21 protein-coding genes and 2 pseudogenes are annotated in these 25,370 nt (G+C 69.9%); 9 read left to right on the forward strand and 14 right to left on the reverse strand.

The features are described 5' to 3' along the window. Positions 1-90: 90 nt before the first annotated feature. Together ABZ826_RS00005 and ABZ826_RS00010 are read right to left on the reverse strand one after the other, a co-directional pair. A complete protein-coding gene (locus ABZ826_RS00005) occupies positions 91-1,956 on the reverse strand; it encodes a glycoside hydrolase family 3 protein (RefSeq protein WP_361439653.1) in 1,866 nt (621 codons plus the stop codon). Positions 1,957-2,079: 123 nt separating this feature from the next. Further along, entirely contained in the window at positions 2,080-2,994 is a 915-nt protein-coding gene (locus ABZ826_RS00010) for a LysR substrate-binding domain-containing protein (protein ID WP_361439656.1), read from the reverse strand. Positions 2,995-3,100: 106 nt separating this feature from the next. Between ABZ826_RS00010 and ABZ826_RS00015 the strand changes: the two genes are divergently transcribed. Beyond that, the gene (locus tag ABZ826_RS00015) at positions 3,101-4,054 is read left to right on the forward strand and encodes an EamA family transporter (RefSeq protein ID WP_361439659.1); all 954 of its coding nucleotides are present in this window, start codon (positions 3,101-3,103) and stop codon (positions 4,052-4,054) included. A 57-nt stretch (positions 4,055-4,111) separates the two neighbouring features. On the opposite strand, the gene ABZ826_RS00020 is transcribed toward ABZ826_RS00015, so the two are convergent. Continuing rightward, a complete protein-coding gene (locus ABZ826_RS00020) occupies positions 4,112-4,900 on the reverse strand; it encodes a sugar phosphate isomerase/epimerase family protein (protein WP_361439662.1) in 789 nt (262 codons plus the stop codon). Between the two features lie 113 nt (positions 4,901-5,013). Then, positions 5,014-6,120, reverse strand: a complete 1,107-nt coding sequence (locus ABZ826_RS00025; protein WP_361439665.1) for a LacI family DNA-binding transcriptional regulator — start codon at positions 6,118-6,120, stop codon at positions 5,014-5,016. 138 nt (positions 6,121-6,258) lie between these two features. On the opposite strand from ABZ826_RS00025, the gene ABZ826_RS00030 reads away from it, so the two are divergent. The 4 genes from ABZ826_RS00030 to ABZ826_RS00045 all read left to right on the forward strand — a co-directional run bounded on the left by ABZ826_RS00030 (position 6,259) and on the right by ABZ826_RS00045 (position 10,109). After that, positions 6,259-7,410 carry a Gfo/Idh/MocA family oxidoreductase gene (locus ABZ826_RS00030; protein ID WP_361439668.1) on the forward strand — a complete coding sequence of 384 codons (1,152 nt, stop codon included), beginning with the start codon at positions 6,259-6,261 and terminating at the stop codon, positions 7,408-7,410. Positions 7,411-7,529: 119 nt separating this feature from the next. Beyond that, complete coding sequence (locus ABZ826_RS00035) at positions 7,530-8,675, forward strand: dihydrodipicolinate synthase family protein (RefSeq protein WP_361439671.1); 1,146 nt, start codon at positions 7,530-7,532, stop codon at positions 8,673-8,675. Further along, complete coding sequence (locus tag ABZ826_RS00040) at positions 8,672-9,499, forward strand: sugar phosphate isomerase/epimerase family protein (protein ID WP_361439674.1); 828 nt, start codon at positions 8,672-8,674, stop codon at positions 9,497-9,499. The genes ABZ826_RS00035 and ABZ826_RS00040 overlap by 4 nt, the downstream gene beginning before the upstream one ends. 415 nt (positions 9,500-9,914) lie before the next feature. Beyond that, positions 9,915-10,109: a hypothetical protein gene (locus tag ABZ826_RS00045; RefSeq protein WP_361439677.1), complete on the forward strand. Its 195-nt coding sequence runs from the start codon at positions 9,915-9,917 to the stop codon at positions 10,107-10,109. Positions 10,110-10,153: 44 nt separating this feature from the next. On the opposite strand, the gene ABZ826_RS00050 is transcribed toward ABZ826_RS00045, so the two are convergent. From ABZ826_RS00050 to ABZ826_RS00085, 8 genes and pseudogenes are all read right to left on the reverse strand, one after another. Then, positions 10,154-10,294 carry a hypothetical protein gene (locus tag ABZ826_RS00050; protein WP_361439680.1) on the reverse strand — a complete coding sequence of 47 codons (141 nt, stop codon included), beginning with the start codon at positions 10,292-10,294 and terminating at the stop codon, positions 10,154-10,156. Between the two features lie 7 nt (positions 10,295-10,301). Beyond that, positions 10,302-11,159: an immunity 49 family protein gene (locus tag ABZ826_RS00055; protein ID WP_361439683.1), complete on the reverse strand. Its 858-nt coding sequence runs from the start codon at positions 11,157-11,159 to the stop codon at positions 10,302-10,304. An 11-nt stretch (positions 11,160-11,170) separates the two neighbouring features. Beyond that, positions 11,171-13,972: a hypothetical protein gene (locus tag ABZ826_RS00060; protein ID WP_361439686.1), complete on the reverse strand. Its 2,802-nt coding sequence runs from the start codon at positions 13,970-13,972 to the stop codon at positions 11,171-11,173. Next, complete coding sequence (locus ABZ826_RS00065; RefSeq protein ID WP_361439689.1) at positions 13,969-14,394, reverse strand: DUF6507 family protein; 426 nt, start codon at positions 14,392-14,394, stop codon at positions 13,969-13,971. Before ABZ826_RS00065 ends, ABZ826_RS00060 begins: the two co-directional genes overlap by 4 nt. A 93-nt stretch (positions 14,395-14,487) precedes the next feature. Then, entirely contained in the window at positions 14,488-14,799 is a 312-nt protein-coding gene (locus ABZ826_RS00070; RefSeq protein WP_351074632.1) for a pore-forming ESAT-6 family protein, read from the reverse strand. A 21-nt stretch (positions 14,800-14,820) separates the two neighbouring features. Continuing rightward, positions 14,821-15,153 carry a hypothetical protein gene (locus ABZ826_RS00075; RefSeq protein WP_361439693.1) on the reverse strand — a complete coding sequence of 111 codons (333 nt, stop codon included), beginning with the start codon at positions 15,151-15,153 and terminating at the stop codon, positions 14,821-14,823. Continuing rightward, positions 15,086-15,556 (reverse strand): annotated as a pseudogene (locus ABZ826_RS00080) (DUF397 domain-containing protein); the annotation flags it as partial. The gene ABZ826_RS00075 and the pseudogene ABZ826_RS00080, both read right to left, overlap by 68 nt. Positions 15,557-15,590: 34 nt before the next feature. After that, the gene (locus ABZ826_RS00085) at positions 15,591-16,097 is read right to left on the reverse strand and encodes a DUF6584 family protein (protein ID WP_361439696.1); all 507 of its coding nucleotides are present in this window, start codon (positions 16,095-16,097) and stop codon (positions 15,591-15,593) included. A gap of 163 nt (positions 16,098-16,260) precedes the next feature. Between ABZ826_RS00085 and ABZ826_RS00090 the strand changes: the two genes are divergently transcribed. From ABZ826_RS00090 to ABZ826_RS00105, 4 genes and pseudogenes are all read left to right on the forward strand, one after another. Beyond that, positions 16,261-16,773, forward strand: a complete 513-nt coding sequence (locus ABZ826_RS00090; protein WP_361439699.1) for a DinB family protein — start codon at positions 16,261-16,263, stop codon at positions 16,771-16,773. Between the two features lie 122 nt (positions 16,774-16,895). Then, positions 16,896-17,732, forward strand: a pseudogene (locus tag ABZ826_RS00095) (RNA repair domain-containing protein); the annotation flags it as partial. Positions 17,733-18,090: 358 nt separating this feature from the next. Further along, positions 18,091-20,391, forward strand: coding sequence for an ATP-dependent RecD-like DNA helicase (locus ABZ826_RS00100; RefSeq protein ID WP_361439702.1), 2,301 nt, complete (start codon positions 18,091-18,093; stop codon positions 20,389-20,391). 129 nt (positions 20,392-20,520) lie between these two features. Then, positions 20,521-21,819: a citrate synthase gene (locus tag ABZ826_RS00105; protein ID WP_361439705.1), complete on the forward strand. Its 1,299-nt coding sequence runs from the start codon at positions 20,521-20,523 to the stop codon at positions 21,817-21,819. Positions 21,820-22,317: 498 nt separating this feature from the next. On the opposite strand, the gene ABZ826_RS00110 is transcribed toward ABZ826_RS00105, so the two are convergent. Beyond that, complete coding sequence (locus tag ABZ826_RS00110; protein ID WP_361439708.1) at positions 22,318-24,846, reverse strand: heavy metal translocating P-type ATPase; 2,529 nt, start codon at positions 24,844-24,846, stop codon at positions 22,318-22,320. Positions 24,847-25,011: 165 nt separating this feature from the next. Then, positions 25,012-25,323, reverse strand: coding sequence for a heavy-metal-associated domain-containing protein (locus ABZ826_RS00115; protein ID WP_361439711.1), 312 nt, complete (start codon positions 25,321-25,323; stop codon positions 25,012-25,014). Positions 25,324-25,370 lie beyond the last annotated feature (47 nt).

Raw genomic sequence — 25,370 nt, forward strand, 5'->3', positions numbered from 1 at the left:
GAACCCCCGCCCCTTCGCCTGGACGAAGAGCGCCGACGAGATCCTCGAACGCCTCGCCGCATATCTTGATCGAATTCCTGGCGCAGGACACTAGTACGTCAGCCCGTAACCGACCGGGTACAGCACCCGTGCCGGGTCGTCGGCGCGCTGCACGGGCACCGGCAGGGTGCCCTTCGGCTCCGCGCCGCCCGCGATCACGCGGGCTGCGGCCCGCAGTTCGACATCGGTCCAGGAGTACGTGGCCAGGTTCGCCGCGAACCCGGTCCCGGCCAGCTGGGCGATGTCGTACGCATTGCGGATCGCGACCGTGATCACCGGGATGCCGGTGGCCGCGAGGGCGCTCACCAGGGCGCGCTGCGAACTGCCCGCCGTGACGTTGTACGTCCCCACGATCACCGCGTCCTTGCCTTGTGCGGCCGCCACCGCCTCGTCGATCTTCGCCTTGGTGGGGGCGGTACCGGTGGACAGCGCCGTTGCCGCGTACCCCAGTTCACCGAAGGCGGTGGCCAGGGTGGTGGTCGGCGGTCCGGTGGTACCGGACGGGGAGGCCGGGTCGGCGCCGACCACGAGGAGGTTCTTGTGGGAGCGGCGCGAGAGCGGCAGCACCGCGCCGTCGTTGGCGAGCAGCGTGGTGGTGCGCTCGGCGATCCGGTCGGCGGCGGCGAGATGGGCCCGCGTCCCCACGGTGTGGTCCACACCCTTGTGGCTGACGAACGGGTCCTCGAACAGCCCGAGCTTCGTCTTCAGCCGCAGGATGCGCAGGATCGATTCCTCGATCCTGACCTCGCTGATCTCACCGCTCTTCACGGCCTCCAGGACGGCGTTCCAGGAGACGTCCAGGTTCGGCGGGTTGAGCAGCTGATCGACGCCCGCAAGAAGGGCGAGGACCGGCACGCGCTCGTCGCCGTACTTCGTCCGCACGCCCTCCATGCCGAGCGAGTCGGTCACCACGACCCCGTCGTAGCCGAGCTCCTCGCGCAGGATGCCGGTGAGGATCGGACGGGAGAGCGTCGCCGGGTCCTCGGCCGGATCCAGCGCCGGGACCACGATGTGCGCGGTCATGATCGAGTCGATGCCCGCGGCGATCGCGGCCCGGAACGGCGGCTCGTCCAGCTGCGCCCACTGCTCCCGGGTGTGGCGGATGACGGGCAGACCGGTGTGGCTGTCGGTGCTGGTGTCGCCGTGGCCCGGGAAGTGTTTGGCGGTCGAGGCGATCCCGCTGCTCTGATACCCCTTCACCTGCGCGGCGACCATCGCCGCGACGGACTGCGGGTCGGAGCCGAAGGACCGTACGCCGATGACCGGGTTGGCCGGGTTGACGTTGACGTCGGCGTCCGGGGCGTAGTTCTGGTTGATGCCGATCGCCGCCAGTTCGGCGCCCGCGATCTGCCCGGCGCGGCGGGCGTCGGAGCGCGAGCCGCCCGCGCCCAGCGCCATCGCGCCGGGCATCAAGGTGGCGGGCTCGCCGACGCGGCAGACGATGCCGTGCTCTTGGTCGGTGGAGACGAGGAGCGGCAGGGGAGTCGGGCCGGTGAGGCCGGCGCGCTGGATGCCGTTGGAGAGGTCGGCGATCTGGTGCGGGTCGCGGGTGTTGTGCGCCCACGCGAAGTAGATGATTCCGCCGACGTGGTACTTGGCGATCATCTCGGCGGCGGTGCGGACGCCGATCTCGGCCAGGTTGGCGTCGATGTCGGCCTGGTCGGGCTCGGTGGCGGAGTGCCCGTACACCCGCATCACGAAGAGCTGTCCGACCTTCTCCTCCAGGGTCATCCGGGAGATGAGCCGCTTGAGGCGCTTGGTGGTGGCGGCTGAGTTCTGCTGCCCGCCGCCTGGCCCGCTGCTCGCGGACCTCTGGGCGGCGACGGCGCCGGGGGCGATGACGCCGCCGGTGACGGCGACCGCGGCGGTCGCGGCGGTGGCGGTGAGAAGGGTGCGTCTGGAGGTGCGGTGGTGCACGTGAGCTCCTTCGGCCGTACTCGGGGGACGAGAGAGAAGGTGAAAGAAACTTCCAAGGAGCACGGATATACAGAAAATAACTTCCGGTCAAGGGTCTGGACCGTTTTGAGCCTGCCCGGTATCTCAGCCCTGTCGAAGTCCCACCGCTGCCCCGTGCGCCTGGAGTGCCGACACGGCCGCCGTGATCGCGGGCCGCCGGGCCGCCTCCGTACGCCACAACGCGTACAACCGACGCACCGGTACGGGCGCGAGCGGCACCGCCACCACCCCCGTCGGCAGCGGCCCCCGGCCCAGCCGGGGGATCATCGCGACCCCCAGACCGGTGGCGATCAGGGCCAGTTGGGTGTGGTTCTCCTCCGCCTGGTGCCGGATGTCGGGTTCGTAACCCGCCGCACGCAGCGTCCGTACGAGCCAGTCGTGGCAGACCGTCCCCGGCGGCTGGCAGACCCACCGCTCCTTCGCGAGCTCCTCGCGCCGCACCGCGTCCCGCCCGGCGAGCCGATGGCCCTCGGGCACCAGCAGATCGCACTGGTCGTCACCGATCACCGCCTGTGCCACACCCTCGGGAGCGGGCAGCGGGGCGATGTCCCAGTCGTGCGCGACCGCCAGATCGATCACGCCCTTGGCCACCAGATCGACCGAGAGGTGCGGATCGACCTCGGTCATCCGGACATCCAGGGCGGGATGGTCCCGTTCCAGCCCGGCCAGCACCTCGGGCAGCAGTCCGCGCGCCGCGGACGCGAACGCGCCGATCGACAGCCGCCCGGTCGGCAGCCCCCTGCGCTCCTCCAGTGTGGTCTCCGCGCACTCCATGATCGCCAGCAACTGCTGGGCCGTCTCGGCGAGATGGAGCGCCTCCTCGGTCAGCGCGACACCGCGTCCGCGGCGTTCGAGGAGCGTCGTACGGGTCTCCCGTTCCAGCTTGGTGATCTGTTGCGAAACCGCCGACGGGGTGTAGCCGAGCGCGGCGGCCGCGCCCGCGACGGAGCCGTGCACGGAGATGGCGTGCAGTGCGCGCAGCCGGGACAGATCGAGCACCGGAACCTCCCGGTCGTGGGATCTCGCGATTCATCAGCAACGCTCAATTCCACCATGAAGGAATCCGTGCTGGTGCTACATGGTCCGCGCGGACGATCCTCGGTGCATGCGTCCCCTCCACATCGCCCTGGCCGCCCTGGTGGCCGCCGTCTGGGGTGTCAATTTCGTCGTCATCGAGATCGGCCTCGGGCACTTCCCGCCGCTGCTCTTCTCCGCCCTGCGCTTTCTGGTCGCCGCGCTGCCCGCCGTCTTCTTCGTCGGTCGGCCCAAGGTCGCCTGGAAGTGGATCGTGGGTGTCGGGCTCGTTCTCGGAGTGGCGAAGTTCGGTCTGCTCTTCATCGGCATGGACCGGGGCATGCCCGCCGGCCTCTCCTCCCTGGTGCTCCAGGTCCAGGCGGTCTTCACGGCCCTCTTCGCGGCGCTGGTTCTGGGCGAACGTCCGGGAAGAATACGGATGTCGGGGATGGCGGTGGCGCTGGCGGGCATCGGCGTGGCGGCGGTCGACGAGGGCGCGAGCGGGCCCGTGCTCGCCTTCGTCCTGGTGATCGCGGCGGCGGCCTGCTGGGGGGTGTCCAATGTGCTGACCCGCAAGGCCGCGCCGCCCGACTCCCTCAACTTCATGGTCTGGGTCTCGACCGTCCCTGTGCTCCCGCTGCTCGGCCTCTCCCTCCTCTTCGAGGGCTGGGACCGCGACGCCGACGCGCTGGCCGCGCTCGACTGGAGCGGCGTCGGAATCATCGTCTACGTCGCCTGGATCACCACCGTCTTCGGCTTCGGGGCCTGGGGCTTCCTGCTGCGCCACCACCCGGCGTCGTCGGTGGCCCCGTTCACCCTGCTCGTCCCGGTCTTCGGGATGTCGGCGGCGGCACTGCTGCTGGGCGAGTCGGTGAGCCCACTGCGGTGGTGCGCGGCGGCGCTGCTGGTGGGCGGGGTGGCCCTGACGTCGCTGGCGGGGACGCGCCGGACCCGTGCCGGGGTACCGGAGGCACCGGCAGAGGTACCGGAACCGGAATCGGAGCAGGCACAGGGGCCGGAGCCGCGGCCGAAGGCGCGGGCCTGAACACGACCGCGGCCGCGGCTGCGGCTGCGGTCGCGCGGTGCCTGTGCCCGCGTCCGCCTACGACTTGGGCGCCCCCAGCCGCAGCAGGTGTTCGCGTCCCGCGCTGAGCAGCCCCGGCAGCTCCGCCGCCCCCGGGTGCCACCGCTTCTCGTACTCCCAGCAGACCCAGCTGCCCGGGTCAAGCGTGTCCAGGCAGTCCCGCAGGGGCAGCACCCCGGCGCCCAGCGCCAACGGTTCGGTGTCCTGGGCCGACGCGATGTCCTTCACCTGTACGTAGGCCAGGTGCGGGGCCAGCGCGGCGTGGCTGGTGGCCGGTTCCTCGCCCGCCAGCCAGGTGTGCATGATGTCCCACAGCGCGCCGACCTGCCGGTGCCCGACCGTTCCGACGATCCGGGCCACGTCGGCGCCCGCCCGGTGCGAGTCATGGGTTTCCAGCAGGATGCGTACGCCCCGGTCGGCGGCGTGCGCAGCGACGGCGCCCAGCCGTCGGGCGGCGGTCGCGTCGGCCGCGGCGGGGTCCTGGTCGCCGCCGCCCGGGAAGACCCGGACATGCTGAGCACCCAGGTCGTGGGCCAGCTCCACCAGCCCGGCGAGTTCGTCCAGCACGGGCCGGTCGTCCCCCTCGGCCGCGGCCCGGACATACCCGGCGACGGTCAGGATCTCGACGCCGCCCTTCTTGAACTCCTCGACGACGTGGGTCCGTTCGGGTGCCGAAAGACCCGGATGCACCGGTTCCTCGGGGTGGGCGCGCAGTTCCACCCCCTGGTAGCCGTGCTCGGCGGCGAGCCGGACGACATCGGCCATCGGCATCCCCGGCACTCCGAGGGTCGAGAAGGCGAGCTTCATGTGCGTGTTCCTTCCGTCGGTACGTGCCACCGTCCCGCGCGGACCGGACGATGGCCGGCACATCATGACCCCGGGTCCGGCCCTGCCGGTACCCCCGGCCCCGGGGTGCGGCCTCACACCGCCCGCGGCGGCGCCGTCGACCCCCGCACCATCAGCTCGGCGGCGATCGTCGCGATGCCTCCCGGCGGCGGCGCCTCCTTGCCCATCGCCAGCCGCCCGGCCCGCGCGCCCGCCTCGAAGAGCGGCAGCCGTACGGTCGTCAGCGCCGGGACCGCGTCCACCGAGAACGGCAGATCGTCGAACCCCGCCACCGAGACGTCCTCGGGGATGCGCAGGCCCTGGTCCCGGACCGCCGCACCGGCGCCCAGCGCCACCGTGTCGTTGGCGGCGACGACGGCCGTCACCCCGGGTTCGCGGCGCAGCAGTTCGAGGGTGGCGTCGTAGCCGGAGCGGCGGTCGTAGGGGCCGTGGACGGTGAGCCGCTCCTCGTCGTACGCGTGCGCCGGGCTCCCCTCCGTGCTCCGTCCGTCGCCGACGAGCCCCGCCGCCCGCATCGCGTCGCGGTGGCCTTCGAGCCGGTGACGGGTCGTCGTACGCTCCAGCGGGCCCGCGACGTAGCCGATCCGGCGGTGGCCGAGCGAGAGCAGATGTTCGGTGAGGCGCCGCCCGCCGCCACGGTTGTCGAAGGCGAGCGCGGCCACGACGGCCTCGCTGTCCGGCAGCGGGGGCCGCCCGCACAGCACCACCCGGGTTCCCGCGTCCGCGAGTTTCGCCAGCTTGGCGGAGACCGCCGCCTGGTGCACCGGATCCTCCACGGCGCCGCCGGTCAGGACGACGGCGGCGGCGCGCTGGCGCTGGAGGAGGGTGAGATAGGTCAGCTCGCGCTCGGGGGAGCCGCCGGTGTTGCAGACGACGGCGAGCTTCTCGCCGCCCGCCCGGCCCGAACCGTCCCCCGGCCCGCCGATCTCCGTCTGCGCCGCCCCCGCCATGATCCCGAAGAACGGGTCGGCGATGTCGTTGACCAGGATGCCGACCAGGTCGGACGTGGCCGCGGCCAGTGAGCTCGCGGGCCCGTTGAGCACGTAGTCCAGGTCGTCCACCGCACGCAGCACCCGCTCCCGGGTGGACGCGGCCACCGGGTAGTTGCCGTTCAGCACGCGGGAGACGGTGGCCGGGGACACCCGGGCGCGGGCCGCTACATCAGCCAGGGTGACTGTCATCGCTGTCCTCCGAGGAGTGCCGGGGGTGAGAGGAATGAGAGGAGTTGCCGGCGCGCCCCCTCTTGTCCGGGCCGCTGTCGGCAGGCTAGCGTCATCTCCGATAGAAAGCGCTTGCTATGAGGGTATGGAGGAACTTTCGTGACACGCAGGACAGTGCGCATCGCCATGAACGGCGTCACGGGTCGCATGGGATACCGGCAGCACCTGGTGCGCTCGATCCTCGCCATCCGCGAGCAGGGCGGCCTCGACCTCGGCGGCGGCGACGTGCTGTGGCCCGAGCCCGTCCTGGTCGGCCGCCGCGCGCACGCGCTGGAGGAGCTCGCCGCGCAGCACGGTCTGACCGAGTGGTCGACCGACCTCGACGCGGTCCTCGCCGACGAGACCATCGACATCTACTTCGACGCCCAGGTCACCTCGGCCCGCGTCGAGGCGATCAAGAAGGCGATCGCCGCGGGCAAGCACATCTACACCGAGAAGCCCACCGCCACGGACGTCGAGGGCGCCCTGGAGCTGGCCCGGCTGGCGCGTGACGCCGGGATCAAGCACGGCGTCGTCCAGGACAAGATCTTCCTGCCGGGCCTGCTGAAGCTGAAGCGCCTCATCGACGGCGGCTTCTTCGGCGAGATCCTCTCCGTGCGCGGGGAGTTCGGCTACTGGGTCTTCGAGGGCGACTGGCAGGACGCCCAGCGCCCGTCGTGGAACTACCGCGCCGAGGACGGCGGCGGCATCGTCGTCGACATGTTCCCGCACTGGGAGTATGTGCTCCACGAGCTGTTCGGCCGGGTCTCCACCGTCCAGGCGCACGTCCAGACGCACATCCCGCAGCGCTGGGACGAGCGAGGGAAGCCGTACGCCGCCACCGCCGACGACGCCGCGTACGGCATCTTCCAGCTGGAGAGCGGCGCCGTCGCCCAGATCAACTCCTCCTGGACGGTCCGGGTCAACCGCGACGAACTCGTCGAGTTCCAGGTCGACGGGACGCACGGCTCCGCCGTCGCCGGACTCCGCAACTGCCGCGTCCAGCACCGCTCGGCCACCCCCAAGCCGGTCTGGAACCCGGACCTCCCGGTCACCGAACCGTTCCGCGACCAGTGGCAGGAGATCCCCGACAACGCCGTCTTCGACAACGGCTTCAAGGCCCAGTGGGAGCTCTTCCTGCGCCACATCGCCCTCGACGAGCCGTACACCTGGGACCTGATGGCCGGCGCCCGTGGAGTGCAGCTCGCCGAACTGGGCCTGAAGTCCTCCGCCGAGGGCCGCCGCCTCGACGTGCCGGAGCTGACGCTGTGACGAGCCACCCGGCCGACGGGGCAACGGAGTCGACCCCTTGACCGGCCACCTCGCGTACGGGACGTCGGAGGCGATCCCGTGACCATCCACCCCGCGTACGGAGCATCGGAGCCGACCCCGTGACCATCCACCTCCCGCAGGGCCCGTACGAGCCCCGCACCACCCCGCTCGACCTCGCCCCCGGCGGCGCACCGCTCGCCTCCCGTACGGTCTTCTCCGCCGCCCATGTCGTCGCCGACCCGTTCGCGGACATCAGCCCCGACTCACCGGCCGCCGTCGACTGGGACGCCACCCTCGCCTTCCGCCGCCATCTCTGGTCGCACGGCCTCGGCGTCGCCGAGGCCATGGACACCGCCCAGCGCGGCATGGGCCTGGACTGGGCGGGTGCGGCCGAACTGATCCGTCGTTCCGCCGCCGAGGCCAGGGCGGTCGGCGGCCGGATCGCCTGCGGCGTCGGCACCGACCAGCTCCCCGCCGGACCCGCCTCGCTCGCCGAGGTGCGGTCCGCGTACGAGGAGCAGCTCACCCTCGTCGAGGAGAGCGGCGCCCAGGCGATCCTGATGGCCTCCCGCGCGCTCGCCGCCGCCGCGAAGGGGCCCGAGGACTACCTGGAGACGTACGCGCACCTGCTGCGCCAGGCCTCCGAACCGGTCGTCCTGCACTGGCTCGGCCCGATGTTCGACCCGGCGCTGGAGGGCTACTGGGGCTCCTCGGACCTGGACGCCGCCACCGACACGTTCCTGAAGGTCATCGCCGAGCACCCGGACAAGGTCGACGGGATCAAGATCTCGCTCCTGGACGCCGAGCGCGAGATCGACGTACGCCGCCGCCTGCCCGGCGGGGTCCGCTGCTACACCGGCGACGACTTCAACTACCCCGAGCTGATCGCGGGCGACGACCGGGGCTTCAGCCACGCCCTGCTCGGCATCTTCGACCCGCTGGGTCCGCTGGCCGCCCACGCGGTACGCGTCCTGGACACCGGCGACACCCAGGGCTTCCGCGACCTCCTCGACCCGACGGTCGAACTGTCCCGCCACCTCTTCCAGGCGCCCACCCGCTTCTACAAGACGGGTGTGGTGTTCCTCGCCTGGCTCGCCGGGCACCAGGACCACTTCACCATGGTCGGCGGCCTGCAGTCCGCCCGCTCGCTGCCGCATCTGGCGAAGGCGTACGAACTCGCCGACCGGCTGGGCCTGTTGCCCGATCCGGAACTGGCCGAATCCCGGATGCGCGCCCTGCTCACGGTCAACGGAGGCACCCGATGAACGACGGCCGTCTCTCCATCAATCAGGAGACCATCAAGCAGTGGTCGCTGCCCGAACTGGCCGAGGGCTGCGCCAAGGCGGGCATCGACAAGGTCGGTCTGTGGCGGGCCCCCGTCCAGGAGTACGGCGTGGAGCGCACGGCCGCCCTGCTCGCCGACAACGGACTGACCGTCACCAGCCTCTGCCGGGGCGGCTTCTTCACCGCCCTCGACCCGGCGGAACGGGCCCGTGCGCTGGACGACAACCGTGCCGCGATCGACGAGGCGGCGGCTCTCTCCACCGACACCCTGGTCCTCGTCTCCGGCGGCCTCCCGGCGGGCAGCAAGGACCTGCACGGCGCCCGCGAACGCATCGCGGACGCCCTGGGGCAGCTCGCGCCGTACGCGGCCGAGCGCGGCGTACGTCTCGCGATCGAACCGCTGCACCCGATGTTCGCCGCGGACCGCTGCGTCGTCTCCACGCTCTCCCAGGCCCTGGACCTCGCGGAACGCTTCCCCGCCGACCAGGTGGGGGTGGTCGTCGACACGTACCACGTCTGGTGGGACGACCAGGCACCCGCCCAGATCGCCCGCGCGGGCGTGGCCGGCCGCATCCACTCCTTCCAGCTGGCCGACTGGATCACCCCGCTCCCGGCGGGCGTCCTGCTCGGCCGGGGGCAACTGGGCGACGGGGCCGTGGACTTCCGCGCGTTCCGCTCCCTGGTCGAGGCCGCCGGCTTCGACGGCCCGATCGAGGTGGAGATCTTCAACGAGGGCCTCTGGGCCCGCGACGGCGCCGAAGTCCTCGCGGAGGTCGCGTCCCGCTACGCCGAACACGCCTGCTGAATGGGCCTTTTTGCCACCAAGGTAAAGAGATCGTCAAGGCGTGCAACCGTTCGGCACCCCGTCGAGTCATATCTGTCGTCGGGCGCTTCCGGGGAGGGATCCGGGGGGATCGGGAAGCCCTGACGGAGGGGGAACGCGAGGGGGGTCCGGTCATCTGACCGGGCCCCGTTTCGCATCCTGGGCGCAGATGCGTCGGTCATGTTCTCCGCTGGGGTCTCCGCGTCGAGCCGCAGTCGACGGCGACGTTCCGCGCCGGCCGAGGGCGAGGCTCAGGTATCGAACTCGCCCACTCGGTTGCGCTTCAGAAGAGCCATGGGCAGGTACTCGGACTCGACCTCGATCGCTACACGTCGAACTCGCCGCGCCAGGCGAAGTCCAGCAGGGCGTCCGGCAGATAGCAGCCGAGTGCACCTGCATGGCCAGCAGCCAGGACTCCCAGGTCTCCAGCATCTCCGCATCCGGGTCCCCGACACAGCGGATGCGCGCCACGTTCAAGGACGTTGTCGGCGACGCACTCCTGGCGCCGTGCGAGGTCTCGATGGTCTGCAGCGAATCGGCCAGGGACTTCTCCATGACGGGGACGACTGTCTCCATCGCAGCCGTCGGTTAGCTCTGGCGGGACACGCTCATGACCACTGATCTCCCCTGTCAGATTCAGACCTTGAAGTATTCGAGGACCGCTCCAGCGTACGTACCCTTGCCCTCGACTGCGTCCTGCGCTGACGCGACGATCGGCGCCATGACCTCGGCCGCGTTGTCCGTACGGAACGCGTGGCGGGGGACGACGGTGGTCATGTGTGGCTTACGTGGGGAATTCGCCGCACCAGTTGCGTCCCAGGAGGGTGGCGGGCAGGTACTCGGACTCGACTTCGATGGGGATGCCCGCGTCGTGGGCGAAGCAGGCCATGGCAAGTGGTGCGAGCGCGACGAGGCCCGAGATCAGGCCGGCCCGTGTCTCATCGGTCCAGTACTCCTTGTGCCACTGGAGGGCGGCGGCGAGAGCGCGGTTGAAGCCGGCGTGGTCGTTGCGGATGACCCGGTGGAACATCTCCATCGGCGGGTAGAGGAGCTTGCCCACCGTCTCCTGGTCGGCGATGGTGTCCGCGTCCGCGTCCGCGCCGTCGACCGCGGCCACCAGCTTCGAGCCGAAGCCGTCGCCGCCGAGCCAGTAGGTCTGGAGGGCATCGATCCAGGCGTACTCGAACTCGTCGTAGTGCGCACCGTTCTCCCGCAGCAGAGACAAGGGCACTCGGCACAGGGCCGTGATCCTGTCCCGTTCCCGGCACACCACGGCGAGGTAGAAGGCGGTGAGCCAGGTGCCCGGGGTCACGTACCGCTGCGGACCAGTGGCTTGGAGGGTGCGGTCCTTGTGCGCGATGCGGCACTGGACCTGGCCCCCGGTCGTGGTCGCGGCGGCGAACACGGCGGAGCCGATCTGCATCGCGTTCACCCAGGCGTCCCAGGTGGGGAAGATCGATCCTCGCGGGTCCAGCAGGCAGTGCCCTTCAGCCAGCATGAGCGAGGTGTCGAAGGCCTCGCCCAGACCGGTGGAGTCCGCCTCCAGACCGTCGATCCACCCGTCGGCGCTCTCCTGGAGAACGGCGAGGCCCGCTTCCGCGTTCCCCGTGGGAAAGGGGTGGCGGGGAATGATCGAGACCAACGCGTTTCTCCTTAAAAGAGTTCGAAGTACTTGAGCACGGCCCCAGCATACTGACCGGTGTTCTCAGAGGCCTGGACGAGGACGTAGCGCAAGGTCTTGTACTTGATGGCGTTCTCGAGTTCGGTGATGTACTTGGCCTCCCCCGGTGAAGTCATGACGCGATCCTTCATATCGGCAATGATCGTGCGGACGTACTCGAGGGATCCCTGCTTCACCATGAAGTCGCGGTCGAGCCGACCGTTGCCACGGCGCCACTCCAGCGTCCCGTTGGGGCTCTTCGCCTCAACGATGACGAGGTTGCCGTTCTTGTCACGCCAGAGCTGGTCGAACCTCTTCGAACCGTTGGCCGTCTCAGGGAGGTCGGTGATCTCATGGGCACCTTCGAACTCCTTCTGCAGGAGCATGTGGCGCCTCGCGGCCTCTTCTCCGAGGTCCTCGCCGAGCTTGGAGTTGTTGGCGACGCCCTCGCCGACCGTCTGGTTGTAGTGCTCCTGCGCGTGAGCTAGGTCGTGCGCGTTCTCAAAGCTCGGATTCTTCTCAAAGACCTTCTCGGCCGCGGTCAGGTCCATGCCTGCCATGCGCTTGGCCGCGACCTTGTCAAGGTGCGTGAGGTCGTCGGGGGCGACAGTGGCCCTGCCCCTCTCCAAGGGGGTGAGGTGGAACCCGCCCGGGTGTGCGTGCGGGATGTCGGATACGGCGATCCACGTGCCGGGAGCCTTCTCGATGAGCTTCGGCAGGAGCTGGCCGTCGACCAGCCCGTCGGCATCGTTGCGATAGCCGGGCCCCCACTTGTCGTAGTGCTCCGCGCGCCAGACCGGGTCCTCGTTGGCCAGCCGGACGTGCTCGCGGGTGATGGCCATGCTTTCCTCGGGCGTCCGCTGCTTGGGCGGAACCTCACGGGCAGCCTCGTACTCCGCGCGGTGGGCCGCGCGGGTCGCTTCGTCGGGGGCCGCCGAGGCCGGAGGCTCGTGGCGGCCGACGCCCGTGCCGCCCGGTCCGTCCGGGTGGTGGCCGCCCGCGGGCGGGGGCTCGTGGCGGCCGCCGTCGGTGGACGGGCCGTCCGTGTGGCCGGTGCCGCCCGGGCCATCCGTGTGGCCGACGGTCGATGGGGTGTCCGTGTGGCTGCCCGTGGAGGGGGTGTCGCCGTGGCCGCCCCGGGGAGCGTTGAGGTCGTTGGAGGGCCCGTGCCCCGCGTGGCCGCCATAGGTGGTGTCCGGGCGGGCGCCCGGTGCGTGGTCACCCACGTGGACCGGGTCGGAGATGTCGCTGCCCAGGCGGATCGCGTCGCCGCCGCGGCCGCCGACGCCTACCAGCTCGCGCTCCGGGACCCCGACCGTGGCCGGGGAGTCCACCTTCGGGGCATCGACGCGCGGGCTGTCCGCGCCCGCGTCCGGCTTGCCCGTCGGGGCGTCCTTCGCGTGCTGGGTGATGTCGCCCGCGGCGTCGTAGATGTTGCCCTTGGGGTCCATGAACTGCGACGGCCCGTCCACCGGCAGCTTCACCGTGCCCGGCGGAAGGGCGGTGGTGCCCTCGGGCAGCTTGATGTTGCCGTCGGGGAGCTTGATCGCCCCGTCCGGGACCGCCGAGCCCGACGGGAGGTGGATCGCCCCGTCGGGGAGGTGGACGGCACCCTCGGGGAGAGCGATCGCACCGTCCATGTTGATGCTCGGGGCCTCGAACCTGCCCAGGCCCTTCAGTCCGGCCATCACGTCGCTGATCTTCGACAGTCCCGCGCCCGCGCCCTTGAAGACGTAGGTCATGGGGTCGACGATCCGGCCGGCCTTGCCTGCGAAGGACAGGGCCTTGGCCGCCATGCCGGCCTTGCCCGCGCCCGCTACCGCACCGCCGGTGCCGCCGGTGAAGACGGTGGTCAGGACGTTGAAGGTGACCGCGCCTGCGGCTCTGGAGGGGTTGTTGCCCCATTGGTCCCAGGCCACCAGCGCTTTGCCGGTTTCCTTCATCGCGGTGCGTGAGTCCCTTATCCAGGAAGGGAGTTTGTCGTCGGGGAGTGCCCAGAAGGCGGCGTTCGCGCCGGGGGTGATGGCGATCGCCAGTCCGGTGGCGAGTTTGGCCAGGCCGGTCCATGCCTGTTTGGCGGCGTCCCAGCCGTCGACGCCGAACAGGGTGCCCAGACCTTTGATGGTGCCCCAGACGCCGTCGACGACGAAGCCCTTGCCGAAGTCGTAGGCGTGCTCCCACACCTGCCACCAGGGGGTCGATTCCTTGACCGCGTCTCCCCAGGGCAGGCTTTTTGCCTGCTTGAGGGCTTCGGCGTCATAGCCGTACATGCCCTTCTTGGTGGAGCCGTCGTTTGTCTTGAGTGCCTTGCCTCCGACCAGGGCGACGATGGTGGCGTGGCAGGTTCGTTCCACCTCCTGGAAGGCGGCCCAGACCTCGGCTATCTCGTTGCGGCGGTGGTTGTTCTCCTCGACCAGGTCGCCGTCCTCGCGCCACTTGTCGTCGCCGTCGACCTTGACCCGGAAGGCGACGGCCTCCCGCTTCAGCTCCTTGAGCTTCTCCACCAGCGGGTAGGCGTCGTCCGAGTAGGTGCCCAGCGCACCGGCGATGACGCTCAGGTCCGAGCTCAGAGTGAGTCCGGTGTCCGCGACCGGCTTGGTCGTGGCGAACAGTTGCTCCGCTTCGGGTGCTTTGTAGAAGGCGTGCAGTCCGCCGAAGCTGGTGTGGACGTCACCGGCGGCCGTCGCGATCTTCGCGCCGTCGGTGGACAGTGCTGTCACCTTTGTGTCGAGCAGGGCCAGGTCACCGGTGAAGACCGGTATCCCGACCGGGTCGACGGGGTCGTTGCCGCTCATCTGTGTCCCCCGGTGTCCTTGAGGAGGTCCAGGCGTACGGCCTTCGCCGCGTTCTGCGCGTGCTCGGCGGCTTCCAGGTCGCCCTCGCAGTACGCGTTCGTGGCTTCGACCGCGCCCAGGACGGCCGCCTCGATGCGCTCGGCCATCGCCTTGAAGTCCTTCTGACGCCCTTCCAGGTACTCGCCCAGCGCCGCGGCCACCGGCCCCATCGCCTTTTGCGACAACGGCGCCCTCCCCGGTGCCACCGGGCCCTGCAGAGGCGTTGCGGCCTGCGGGCCGGGCACGGCCGTGCCCGCCGCCTGCGCAGCCTCCGACATGGTCGCCATCAGCGCGGTCAGGGCTTTCTCCAAGTCCCCGGCATGCGTACCGGTGACCTTCAACTGGCCCTGCACCCCCTGCGGTTTGATGTCCCACGCCACCATGTGAAAGCCCCCTCTGCCGAACTGTCCTGGCACACCACGTATCCACAACCCGTGCCCCGCGGAATCGTTCCTCCTGATGCGGGGAGGCGCGCCTCAGCCGATGTTGTCGACCGCGGCCTTCGCGCGCGTGATCGTGTGCTGCGCCGTTCCGTCGTTCTTCTCCAGCGTCGTCTTCAGCAGCTGGATGATGTTCTTGACCTCCTGCGAGGAACGGTTCCACCGCAGTTCCTTGCCGTGGTACTCATCCGCCACACCATCCGCCGCGAAGTCCGCCATCGCCGCCTTCACCTGCGCGTCCCGCGCCGCGATCACTTCCTCCAGACGCGCGATCACCACCTGGATGTTGCCCTGCGCATCAGCCGACGCACCCGTGTCGTACGAACGACGGTCACCGTCACCAGCCATCAGAAACCCAACCCCCTGTGATCAACGGCCGCCGAAGCGCGCCGCATCGAAATTCGCCGCCGACATCTGCTGCCGCGCGTTGTCACCCTGCTCCTGATCACCCGAACCGAACGCCTGCTCCATCCCCGACTGACCACCGAGGAGAGCCGACAGCGAACCGTTCAACGCAGCCGTGATCTCGTCCGACCGCCCCTTGAACGAATCGAACGCCACACGCCCCGCACCGTTGAACTTCCCCTCCAACGGCGCCGCCGCCTGCACCAACTGACGAATCAACGTCCCCAGATCAGTACTCGACCCACGCGACTTCGACGACAGAGTCGAAAGAACCTGCGCCCCCATGTCGAACTTCATGCAGTCCCCCGCCATGTCTTGCGAACGTATGTGCCATCACCTTTATCAACTCTGCGTTGCCGATGCAATCAAGGGGCACTGCGCTGTGAGTGGTGTGCGGCGGAGTCGGAGCCAGAGCCAGGGTGTCTAATTCGGCACATACTTGAACTATTTTTCCCTTCGCTGGCGGGCGGATCGCTTTTGAGTGGCCCGGCTGCCGCTCATTTTTGGCCGATTCTCGTCTCGTTTGCAAAGTCGAACGCGACGCTGTTCCCGGTGCGCCGCGGCTGGTGAGCAACGGGCTGCCGTGTGGGCCGGCCAGTGATGCGGTTGCCCTCGACCGTAGCGACGGACGACGACCAGCCGTCGGCGAGAAGACGAGCGCCGGGCCGCGGGGCGCCTTGCTGTTGCGGACAGGGACGGTGGCGTAGCCACTGGCGAGGTCGAGGCACTCGCGGTCAGCGGAAGAGGTCGAGGAACCCGTTCACCCAGATCCCGACGAACGCGATCGCCAGGAGCGCGCAGCCCACGGCAGCCAAGGACTGGCGGAACGAACCCGCCTCCGGCGCGTCACCCCGCACCTCAGTGAGCGTGTCCCAGGTGACCGGGTGGCCGAGGGCCTTGGAGGCGGCGGTCCGCACGGTTGCCAACTGCTCTCCGGTGAAGGGGGATGCGGCCGCCGATTCCGGGCCTTGCCAGGCCAGGGCGCGCATCCGGCGCACCGGGTCGCTGTACCTCTTGTCGAACGCGGCGACCTCGTCCGGGAGCCTGTCCTCTTCGAGGTACGACCAACGGCCGGCCTCGGCAGGGTCGCCGTACATCCGGTAGATGTCGGCCAGGCGTCGGCGCAGAGCCGGGTGGTGCGGGTAGGACGAGACCAGTCCGCGCAGTCGTTGGCGGGCCATGGGCACACGTCCCGCGGCGAGGTCCGCGTCCACGCGCTCCAGCGTCTCCTTCAGTGCCATGCGCACATCATCAGGCGTGCCTGCGGATGTGTGTAAGTGAATTATTTCAAGGTGCCCCGGAGACCGGCCGGTTGCAGCGTCTGTTCCTGGTCGGGAGTGCCCTCGACGCGGCAGCCCCGGTGATCACCGCCGCTGTCAGACCCTCATGGCAGGCTTTTGATCCATGAGCACCCCCGACCGCACCATGCCTCCCCTGGACGCCGATGAGCGGACCTCCCTGGCGAGCTGGCTGGACTTCTACCGCGCCACCCTTGCCCAAAAGTGCGAGGGCCTCGACGACGAGCGGTTGCGTGAGGCATCCGTGGAGCCCTCGCCGATCAGCCTGCTCGGCCTTGTCCAGCACATGGCGGAGGTCGAGCGGAACTGGTTCCGCCGGGTCCTGGCCCAGGAAGACGCGCCGCCGATCTTCACCCCAGACGCCGACCCGTCGGCCCGCGACGGCGGGTTCGACCTCACCGAGGGGGTCGGCTACGAACAGGCGCTGTCGATTTGGCAGGCCGAGGTGGAGCGGGCCAGGGCGAACTGCGCCGCTCGGTCCCTCGACGACACCAGCCCGTTCATGGGCGGGCAGGTCACGCTGCGCTGGATCTACACCCACATGATCGGCGAGTACGCCCGCCACTGCGGGCACGCCGACCTCATCCGCGAGCGCATCGACGGCCGGACGGGGGTCTGAGAGCCGGCCTGACCGGCCGGGAGAAGCTGCCCGATGTGCCGGACGTGGTGAAGGTGGAGTATGTGAAGCCGCACTGAAGCGGCGGTCCGGCCGGTCGTGGCGTGAGTGGGCGAGGAGGCGTGATGCGAACCAGCGACGAGATCTATCACCGGGTCCGCTGGGATCCGCGGTTCGACCCGGCCCGGTTCGTGCTGGGGATCAGCCGGCGCGGGGATGCCTGCAAACGCGTCCCGCTGCCTTCGTTCGTGCCCGGGGGCGACATCCCGTGGCACCGGGTGGTGTTCATCGAGGCGGACGGCGAGGTGGTCTGGGACCGGGCCACGGGCGTGGACCGCATCGATGCGTCGGGCGCCGGCCGGGTGCGGGACCGGCAAGCGGACCTGAGCTTCGATACGAGCTCCGGCAGGGGCGATCTTGTCGGCGTCCTCGACGTGCCCCCGACGGCCCGCACAGCGGTGGCCTGGATCCCGCCTGCGGAGCTGTGGCCGCCGATCCAGGACATCCGCCGGGATTACGATCCGCAGATCCACCGGTGGCCGCCGCACGTCAATGTGCTCTTCGGCTTCGTGCCGGAGTCCGACTTCGAGCGGGCCGCCCCGCTGCTCGCCGCGGCGACGGCCGAGACGCCGGTCTTCACCGCCCGGCTGGACGGGGTCCGCACCTTCCGGCACAGGGCGTACTTCACCGTGTGGCTCGACCCGACGGCAGTCGGCCAGGAGCCGTGGGCCCATCTGCACCGCCTGCTGCGGCAGCGGTTCCCGCGCTGCAGTGGGCCCGCCGAGAACTTCACCCCACATCTGTCCCTGGGCCGGACCCGGGATCCGCGGCGAGTCACCGCCGACTGTGTCACCCGGCTCGACACCATGGAGGCGACAGTCTGGGAACTCGTCCTGCTCTCACGCAGGGGCGACGGGCCGATGCGGCCTCGGGCCACGGTCGCCCTGCGAACGGGCGAGGTCCGCCGGCTGCCCGCGCCCGGCCTCGGAGCGCCGGGCCCGGAGGACACGGCATGGCTCTCCGGGATCACCGACAGATGAGGCCGGCAGGCGGATGTCCGTCACCAGCTCCCAGACCCGTGGCACGGCTGCCTCGATATGGACAACACTGTGCACGCTCGGACCATCGGCGTATTCCAAGGCGTCCTCCTCGCGCCGGAGTTGCTGATCGTTCCGATCCTGGACCATGGGCGCAACAGGCCCTGGCCCGGCTGTGTTCCCGGCGGTCCGGACAGTGCTGCCTCAGGCGCCGTCACCACAGGAAACGCTCGGCCTCCGAGGCCGGGAATGCGTTGTCGGTGGGAACCGATACCGTCGGAACATGTCCAACATGGCCGTCCTCGAAGGGGTCCTGGAGCGGATCACCTACGCCAACGAGGAGAACGGGTACACCGTCGCCCGCGTCGACACGGGCCGGGGTGCGGGTGATCTGCTGACCGTCGTCGGCTCGCTGCTCGGCGCACAGGTCGGCGAGTCCCTGCGGATGGAGGGCCGCTGGAGTTCGCACTCCCAGTACGGCAAGCAGTTCACGGTGGAGAACTACACGACCGTGCTGCCCGCCACCATCCAGGGCATCCGCCGCTATCTCGGCTCCGGCCTGATCAAGGGCATCGGTCCGGTCATGGCGGACCGGATCACCACGCACTTCGGCGTCGACACCCTCGACATCATCGAGCAGGAGCCGAAGCGGCTGGTCGAGGTCCCCGGGCTCGGGCCGAAGCGGACGAAGATGATCGCCGCCGCCTGGGAGGAGCAGAAGGCGATCAAGGAGGTGATGGTCTTCCTCCAGGGTGTCGGTGTCTCCACCTCCATCGCCGTCCGTATCTACAAGAAGTACGAGGACGCCTCGATCTCCGTGGTGAAGAACCAGCCCTACCGGCTGGCCGCCGACGTCTGGGGCATCGGTTTCCTCACCGCCGACAGGATCGCCCAGGCCGTCGGCATCCCGCACGACAGCCCGGAGCGGGTCAAGGCCGGTCTGCAGTACGCGCTGTCGCAATCCACCGACCAGGGGCACTGCTTCCTCCCCGAGGAGCGGCTGATCGCCGACGGTGTGAAGCTGCTCCAGGTCGATACAGGGCTGGTCATCGAGTGTCTCGCCGAACTGGCCGAGGACCCGGAGGGCGTCGTACGGGAGAAGGTGCCGTCGCCCGAGGGTGGCGCACTGGTCACGGCGATCTACCTCGTGCCGTTCCACCGTGCCGAAGTCGCCCTCGCTGCTCAGGTGCAGCGGCTGCTGCGGACGCCCGAGGAGCGGATGCCGGCCTTCGCGGACGTGGACTGGGACAAGGCGCTGGCCTGGCTCGCCACGCGTACGGGGGCGAATCTGGCCCCCGAGCAGGAGGCCGCGGTACGGCTCGCGCTCAGCCGCAAGGTCGCCGTCCTGACCGGGGGGCCCGGCTGCGGGAAGTCGTTCACCGTCCGGTCCATCGTGGAGCTGGCCCGCGCCAAGAAGGCCAAGGTGGTGCTGGCCGCGCCCACCGGGCGGGCGGCCAAGCGGCTCTCCGAGCTGACCGGCGCCGAGGCCTCCACCGTGCACCGGCTGCTGGAGCTCAAGCCAGGGGGCGACGCGGCGTACGACCGGGACCGCCCGCTGGACGCCGATCTGGTCGTCGTCGACGAGGCGTCGATGCTGGATCTGCTGCTCGCCAACAAACTGCTGAAGGCGGTGGCACCCGGTGCCCATCTCCTGCTCGTCGGGGACGTCGACCAGCTGCCGTCGGTCGGCGCGGGGGAGGTGCTGCGCGATCTGCTGGCCGAGGGCGGCCCCGTTCCGGCGGTCCGGCTGACCACGATCTTCCGCCAGGCCCAGCAGTCCGGGGTCGTCACCAACGCGCACCGGATCAACTCCGGCGTACCGCCGCTCACTCAGGGCCTCAAGGACTTCTTCCTCTTCGTGGAGGATGAGACGGAGGACGCGGGCGTGCTCGCGGTGGATGTCGCCGCCCGCCGCATTCCGGCCAAGTTCGGGCTGGACGCGCGGCGAGACGTACAGGTCCTCGCTCCCATGCACCGCGGCCCCGCCGGCGCGGGCACGCTCAACGGACTCCTCCAGCAGGCCATCACTCCGGGCCGCCCGAACCTGCCCGAGAAGCGGTTCGGCGGCCGGGTCTTCCGGGTCGGCGACAAGGTCACCCAGATCCGCAACAACTACGACAAGGGGGAGAACGGCGTCTTCAACGGCACGGTCGGCGTCGTCACCACCCTTGACCTGGACGAACAGAAGCTGACGGTCCGCACGGACGAGGACGAGGAGATCTCCTACGACTTCGACGAGCTGGACGAGCTGGCCCACGCGTACGCCATGACGATCCACCGCTCCCAGGGCAGCGAGTACCCGGCCGTCGTCATCCCGGTCACGAAGAGCGCCTGGATGATGCTCCAGCGGAACCTGCTGTACACCGCCGTGACCAGGGCCAAGAAGCTCGTCGTGCTGGTCGGCTCGCGGCAGGCGATCGGCCAGGCGGTCCGCACGGTTTCCGCAGGAAGACGCTGTACGGCGCTGGATTACCGGCTGTCAGGGGGACAGGGCGGAGGATCCCCGGAAAAAATGATCGATCAAATCGGTGGGAAACATCACGGAGGCCTTCCGGAACCGGATGCGAGGGGGCAGGATGAGTAGGCTCGCGGCACTCAGTGCCGCGAGTAGGTCCAATGGACGACCCCGAGTGCACTCTCCTGAGCCAAATGGGGGAGGGTGGAGACAGTCAGGGAACCTCAAAGAAGAGGCACTACGTCGGTGAGGGATGACGTGAGCGAGCACACCAACAACGCTGTAGTACTGCGGTACGGCGACGGCGAGTACACCTACCCGGTGATCGACAGCACCGTCGGCGACAAGGGCTTCGACATCGGGAAGCTCCGGTCCAATACCGGTCTCGTGACGCTGGACAGCGGATATGGCAACACCGCAGCCTATAAATCCGCCATCACCTACCTCGACGGTGAGCAGGGCATCCTGCGCTACCGCGGTTACCCCATCGAGCAGCTCGCCGAGCGCTCGACGTTCCTTGAGGTCGCTTACACCCTCATCAACGGCGAGCTTCCCAAGGTCGACGAACTGTCGGCCTTCAAGAACGAGATCACCCAGCACACGCTGCTGCACGAGGACGTCAAGCGGTTCTTCGACGGCTTCCCGCGCGACGCCCACCCGATGGCCATGCTGTCCTCGGTCGTCAGCGCGCTGTCCACGTTCTACCAGGACAGCCACAACCCGTTCGACGAGGAGCAGCGCCACCTCTCGACGATCCGGCTGCTGGCCAAGCTGCCGACGATCGCCGCGTACGCGTACAAGAAGTCGATCGGTCACCCCTTCGTCTACCCGCGCAACGACCTCGGGTACGTCGAGAACTTCCTGCGCATGACCTTCTCGGTCCCCGCCCAGGAGTACGACCTGGACCCGGTCGTCGTCTCCGCGCTCGACAAGCTGCTCATCCTGCACGCGGACCACGAGCAGAACTGTTCGACCTCCACCGTGCGTCTGGTCGGCTCCTCGCAGGCGAACATGTTCGCCTCGATCTCCGCCGGTATCTCGGCGCTGTGGGGTCCGCTGCACGGCGGCGCCAACCAGTCGGTGCTGGAGATGCTCGAAGGCATCCAGGCCAACGGCGGCGACGTCGACTCCTTCATCCGCAAGGTGAAGAACAAGGAGGACGGCGTCCGGCTGATGGGCTTCGGACACCGCGTCTACAAGTCCTTCGACCCGCGCGCCAAGATCATCAAGGCCGCGGCCCACGACGTGCTGTCCGCGCTCGGCAAGTCCGACGAGCTGCTCGACATCGCGCTGAAGCTGGAGGAGCACGCGCTCTCCGACGAGTACTTCGTCTCGCGCAACCTCTACCCCAACGTGGACTTCTACACGGGTCTGATCTACCGGGCCATGGGCTTCCCGACCGAGATGTTCACCGTGCTCTTCGCGCTCGGCCGGCTTCCCGGCTGGATCGCCCAGTGGCACGAGATGATCAAGGAGCCGGGTTCCCGCATCGGCCGCCCGCGTCAGATCTACACCGGCGAGGTCCTGCGCGACTTCGTCCCGGTCGAGGGCCGCTGACCTCGTACCACCCCGCACTGCCCCGGCCGCCGAGGCCGGTTGTCTTCGCCCCGTGTACCGCGCTTTCGCACAGAGCGCGGTGTCCGGGGCGATTTGCATGCCCGGCCCTGGGCGGCCGCCGCCGGGGCGACAGCGAGAAGCGCCCCGCCATCGATCCCCCCACGGGCCGACAGCGAGGCGCTTCCCATATCCCGGAGCGGATTCCCCCCACGGGATCCGGCCGGGCGTCTGTGGGAGCCGAAGCTCCTGGGCGTTCCTCACCCACTGCGAACTGCGCTCTTCACTTGTACTTCCAGTGCGGTCTGCCGGGGTACGTACGCACGGGAGGGCCGCTCAAAGCTCCCCGGTGCACGTGCCCCGGCCAACGCTTGCCCGAAGCATCCCCCAAGACACTTCGACGGACATCCCCCAAGACATCCTTGGCATCGCACTCTAAGACTCGCGAACCCACCAGATGGTTACCCTGAAGCCGGTGTGATCTAAATCTCTTTGTGGAAGTTACGTGAAGGCGCGCAACCGCAGGCTGTTCGTCACGACGAAGACCGATGAGAAGGCCATCGCCGCTCCCGCAATCATAGGGTTGAGCAGGCCAAATGCCGCAAGGGGTAGGGCAGCAACGTTATAACCGAATGCCCAGAACAGGTTGCCCCTGATGGTGGCCAGAGTGCGCCGGGAGAGCCGGATCGCGTCTGCCGCCACCTTGAGATCTCCACGAACGAGGGTGAGATCGCTCGCCTCGATCGCGGCGTCCGTACCGGTCCCCATCGCCAGGCCGAGGTCGGCGGTGGCGAGGGCGGCCGCGTCGTTGACCCCGTCACCGACCATGGCGACGGAGTGCCCCCGGGCCCGGAGCTGCTCGATGACGTGGACCTTCTCCTCGGGCAGGACCTCGGCGTGGACCTCGTCGATCCCGACGGCGTGGGCCACGGCGTCCGCCACGGCCCGGTTGTCGCCGGTCAGCAGCACGGGACGGAGCCCGAGCGCGCGCAGTCCGGCGACGGCCGCCGCACTGGACTCCTTGACCGCGTCGGCGACGGCGAGGACGCCGCGTGCCTGCCCGTCCCAGGCGACCGCGATCGCGGTACGGCCACGGGCCGCCGCGTCGGCCACGGCGCCGGACAGGCTGTCGGGGACGTCGATGCCCGCGTCGGCGAGCAGCTGCGGACGGCCGACCAGCACGTGGTGCCCGTCGACCGTGCCGCGCACGCCGAGCCCCGCGACATTGGCGAAGTTCTCGGCGGTGGGCAGGGGGGTGCCGGTGCGTTCGGCCGCGCCGACGGCGACAGCCTGGGCGACGGGGTGCTCGGAGGAGTGTTCCAGCGCCCCGGCCAGCCGTAGCAGCCGGCTCTCGTCGGTGCCGGGCACGGGGTGGACGTCCTGGAGCGTCATCCGGCCGGTGGTGACGGTGCCGGTCTTGTCGAGGACGATCGTGTCGATGCGATGCGTGGCCTCCAGGACCTCCGGTCCCTTGATCAGGATCCCGAGCTGGGCGCCGCGGCCCGTACCGACCATGAGGGCGGTGGGAGTGGCGAGGCCGAGGGCGCACGGGCAGGCGATGATCAGTACGGCGACGGCGGCGGTGAACGCGGCGGTCACGTCGTCCGTGACGAGCAGCCATGCGATCAGGGTGGCCAGGGCGAGCATCAGCACCACGGGGACGAAGACCGCGGAGATCCGGTCGGCGAGGCGCTGCACCTCGGCCTTGCCGTTCTGGGCGTCCTCGACGAGCTTCGCCATCCGGGCCAGCTGGGTGTCGGCACCGACCCGGGTCGCCGCCACGACGAGCCGGCCCGAGGTGTTCACGGTGGCCCCGGTGACGGGGTCGCCCACGCCCACGTCGACCGGCACGGACTCGCCCGTGAGCATGGAGGCGTCCACAGCGGAGACGCCCCCGACGACGGTCCCGTCGGTGGCGATCTTCTCGCCGGGACGGACGACGAAGCGGTCGCCCACGGCGAGCCGGGCGACGGGGATGCGTACCTCCGTACCGCCCCGCAGGACGGTGACGTCCTTCGCGCCGAGGTGCATCAGCGCGCGCAGTGCGGAACCGGCCTTCCGCTTGGACTTCGCCTCCAGACAGCGGCCCAGCAGGATGAAGGTGATGACGCCGGCGGCGACCTCCAGATAGATGGTGGAGGAGGCTCCGGCGCGCGAGACGGTGAAGTCGAAGCCGTGCCGCATCCCGGTCATGCCCGCGTTACCGAAGAACAGCGCCCACAGGGACCAGCCGAAGGCGGCGAGGGTACCGACCGAGACCAGGGTGTCCATGGTGGCCGCGCCGTGCCGGAGATTGGTCCAGGTGGCGCGGTGGAAGGGCAGCCCGCCCCAGACGACCACGGGGGCGGCGAGGGTGAGGGAGAGCCACTGCCAGTTGTCGAACTGGAGGGCCGGGACCATCGCGAGCACCACGACGGGGACGGCGAGGACGGCCGACACGAGCAGACGTTGCCGCAGTGAGGCGAGGGCGAGGGCCGGGCTCCGTTCGGCGGGGTCGGTGGCCGGCTCGGAGAGGCCGGCGGCGACTGCGGCTTCGACTCCGACTGCGCCCCCGGTGTCTGCCTCGACGTCGGCCTGGACGTCGCTGCCGGTGGCGGTCGATTTCTCGGCTGCTGGGGCGGTTCGGGCGGTTCGGGTGTTGGCGCCGCGCGGGCCGCCGTCCTCGGGAATGTCCGCGACGGTGTCCGCGCGCGTGACCGGCGTGCCGCCCGAAGGGGGTGGCATCGGCGTGGCGGCTGAGGTGGGCGTGGCCTGCGGGAGGGCGGGCGGTGCCGGTTCGGGACGACGTACGGGCCGCGCCGTGTATCCGGTCTTCTCGACCGTGGCGATCAGATTCGCGAGGGCGATCCCGGGACCGAAGGAGACGCGGGCCTTCTCGGTCGCGTAGTTGACGGTGGCGGTCACGCCGTCCATCCGATTGAGCTTCTTCTCGACGCGGGCCGCGCAGGAGGCACAGGTCATCCCGCCGATCGCGAGTTCGGTCCGAGAGCTCCCCGCTGCCGGGGTCTCGGCCTCTGTAGCGCTGTGCATGTCCGAACTCCTGTAACGCCGACCGGGCCGTACCCCACCAGTATCTGCTGGTCGGTCCGGCCCGGCGGCAAAGGGGGGTGATGCGGGTGATGCGGGTGATACGGCTGATCTGGTGTATCTGGCGTATGGGGTGTATCGGGTGTATCGGGTGTGTCCCGATGGCGTTCAGGCCTGGCCGACGAGTTCGTAGCCCGCCTCGTCGACCGCGGCGCGCACGGCGTCCTCGGTCAGCGGGGCCCGGGAGGTCACGGTCACCTGGCCGGTGGAGGCGACGGCCTTCACCGAGGTGACCCCCTCGATGCCGGAGATCTCCTCGGAGACGGCGCCTTCGCAGTGCCCGCACGTCATGCCGGACACCTGGTAGACGGTGGTGACGCCGTCCGCCGCCCGGTCGCCGGTGTCCGCGCTGTCGTGGCAGGAACCGCTGGGCGAGCAGCAGGAGCCGGTGGCCTGGGGGAGCTGGGTCTCGGCGGTCATGGTTGTTCTCCTCTTCGACGAGCACAAAAGGGCGTGGTGTCGGGGTC

The sequence above is a fragment of the Streptomyces sp. NPDC047515 genome (assembly GCF_040643055.1).
In the GTDB taxonomy this organism is placed as follows: Bacteria; Actinomycetota; Actinomycetes; order Streptomycetales; family Streptomycetaceae; genus Streptomyces.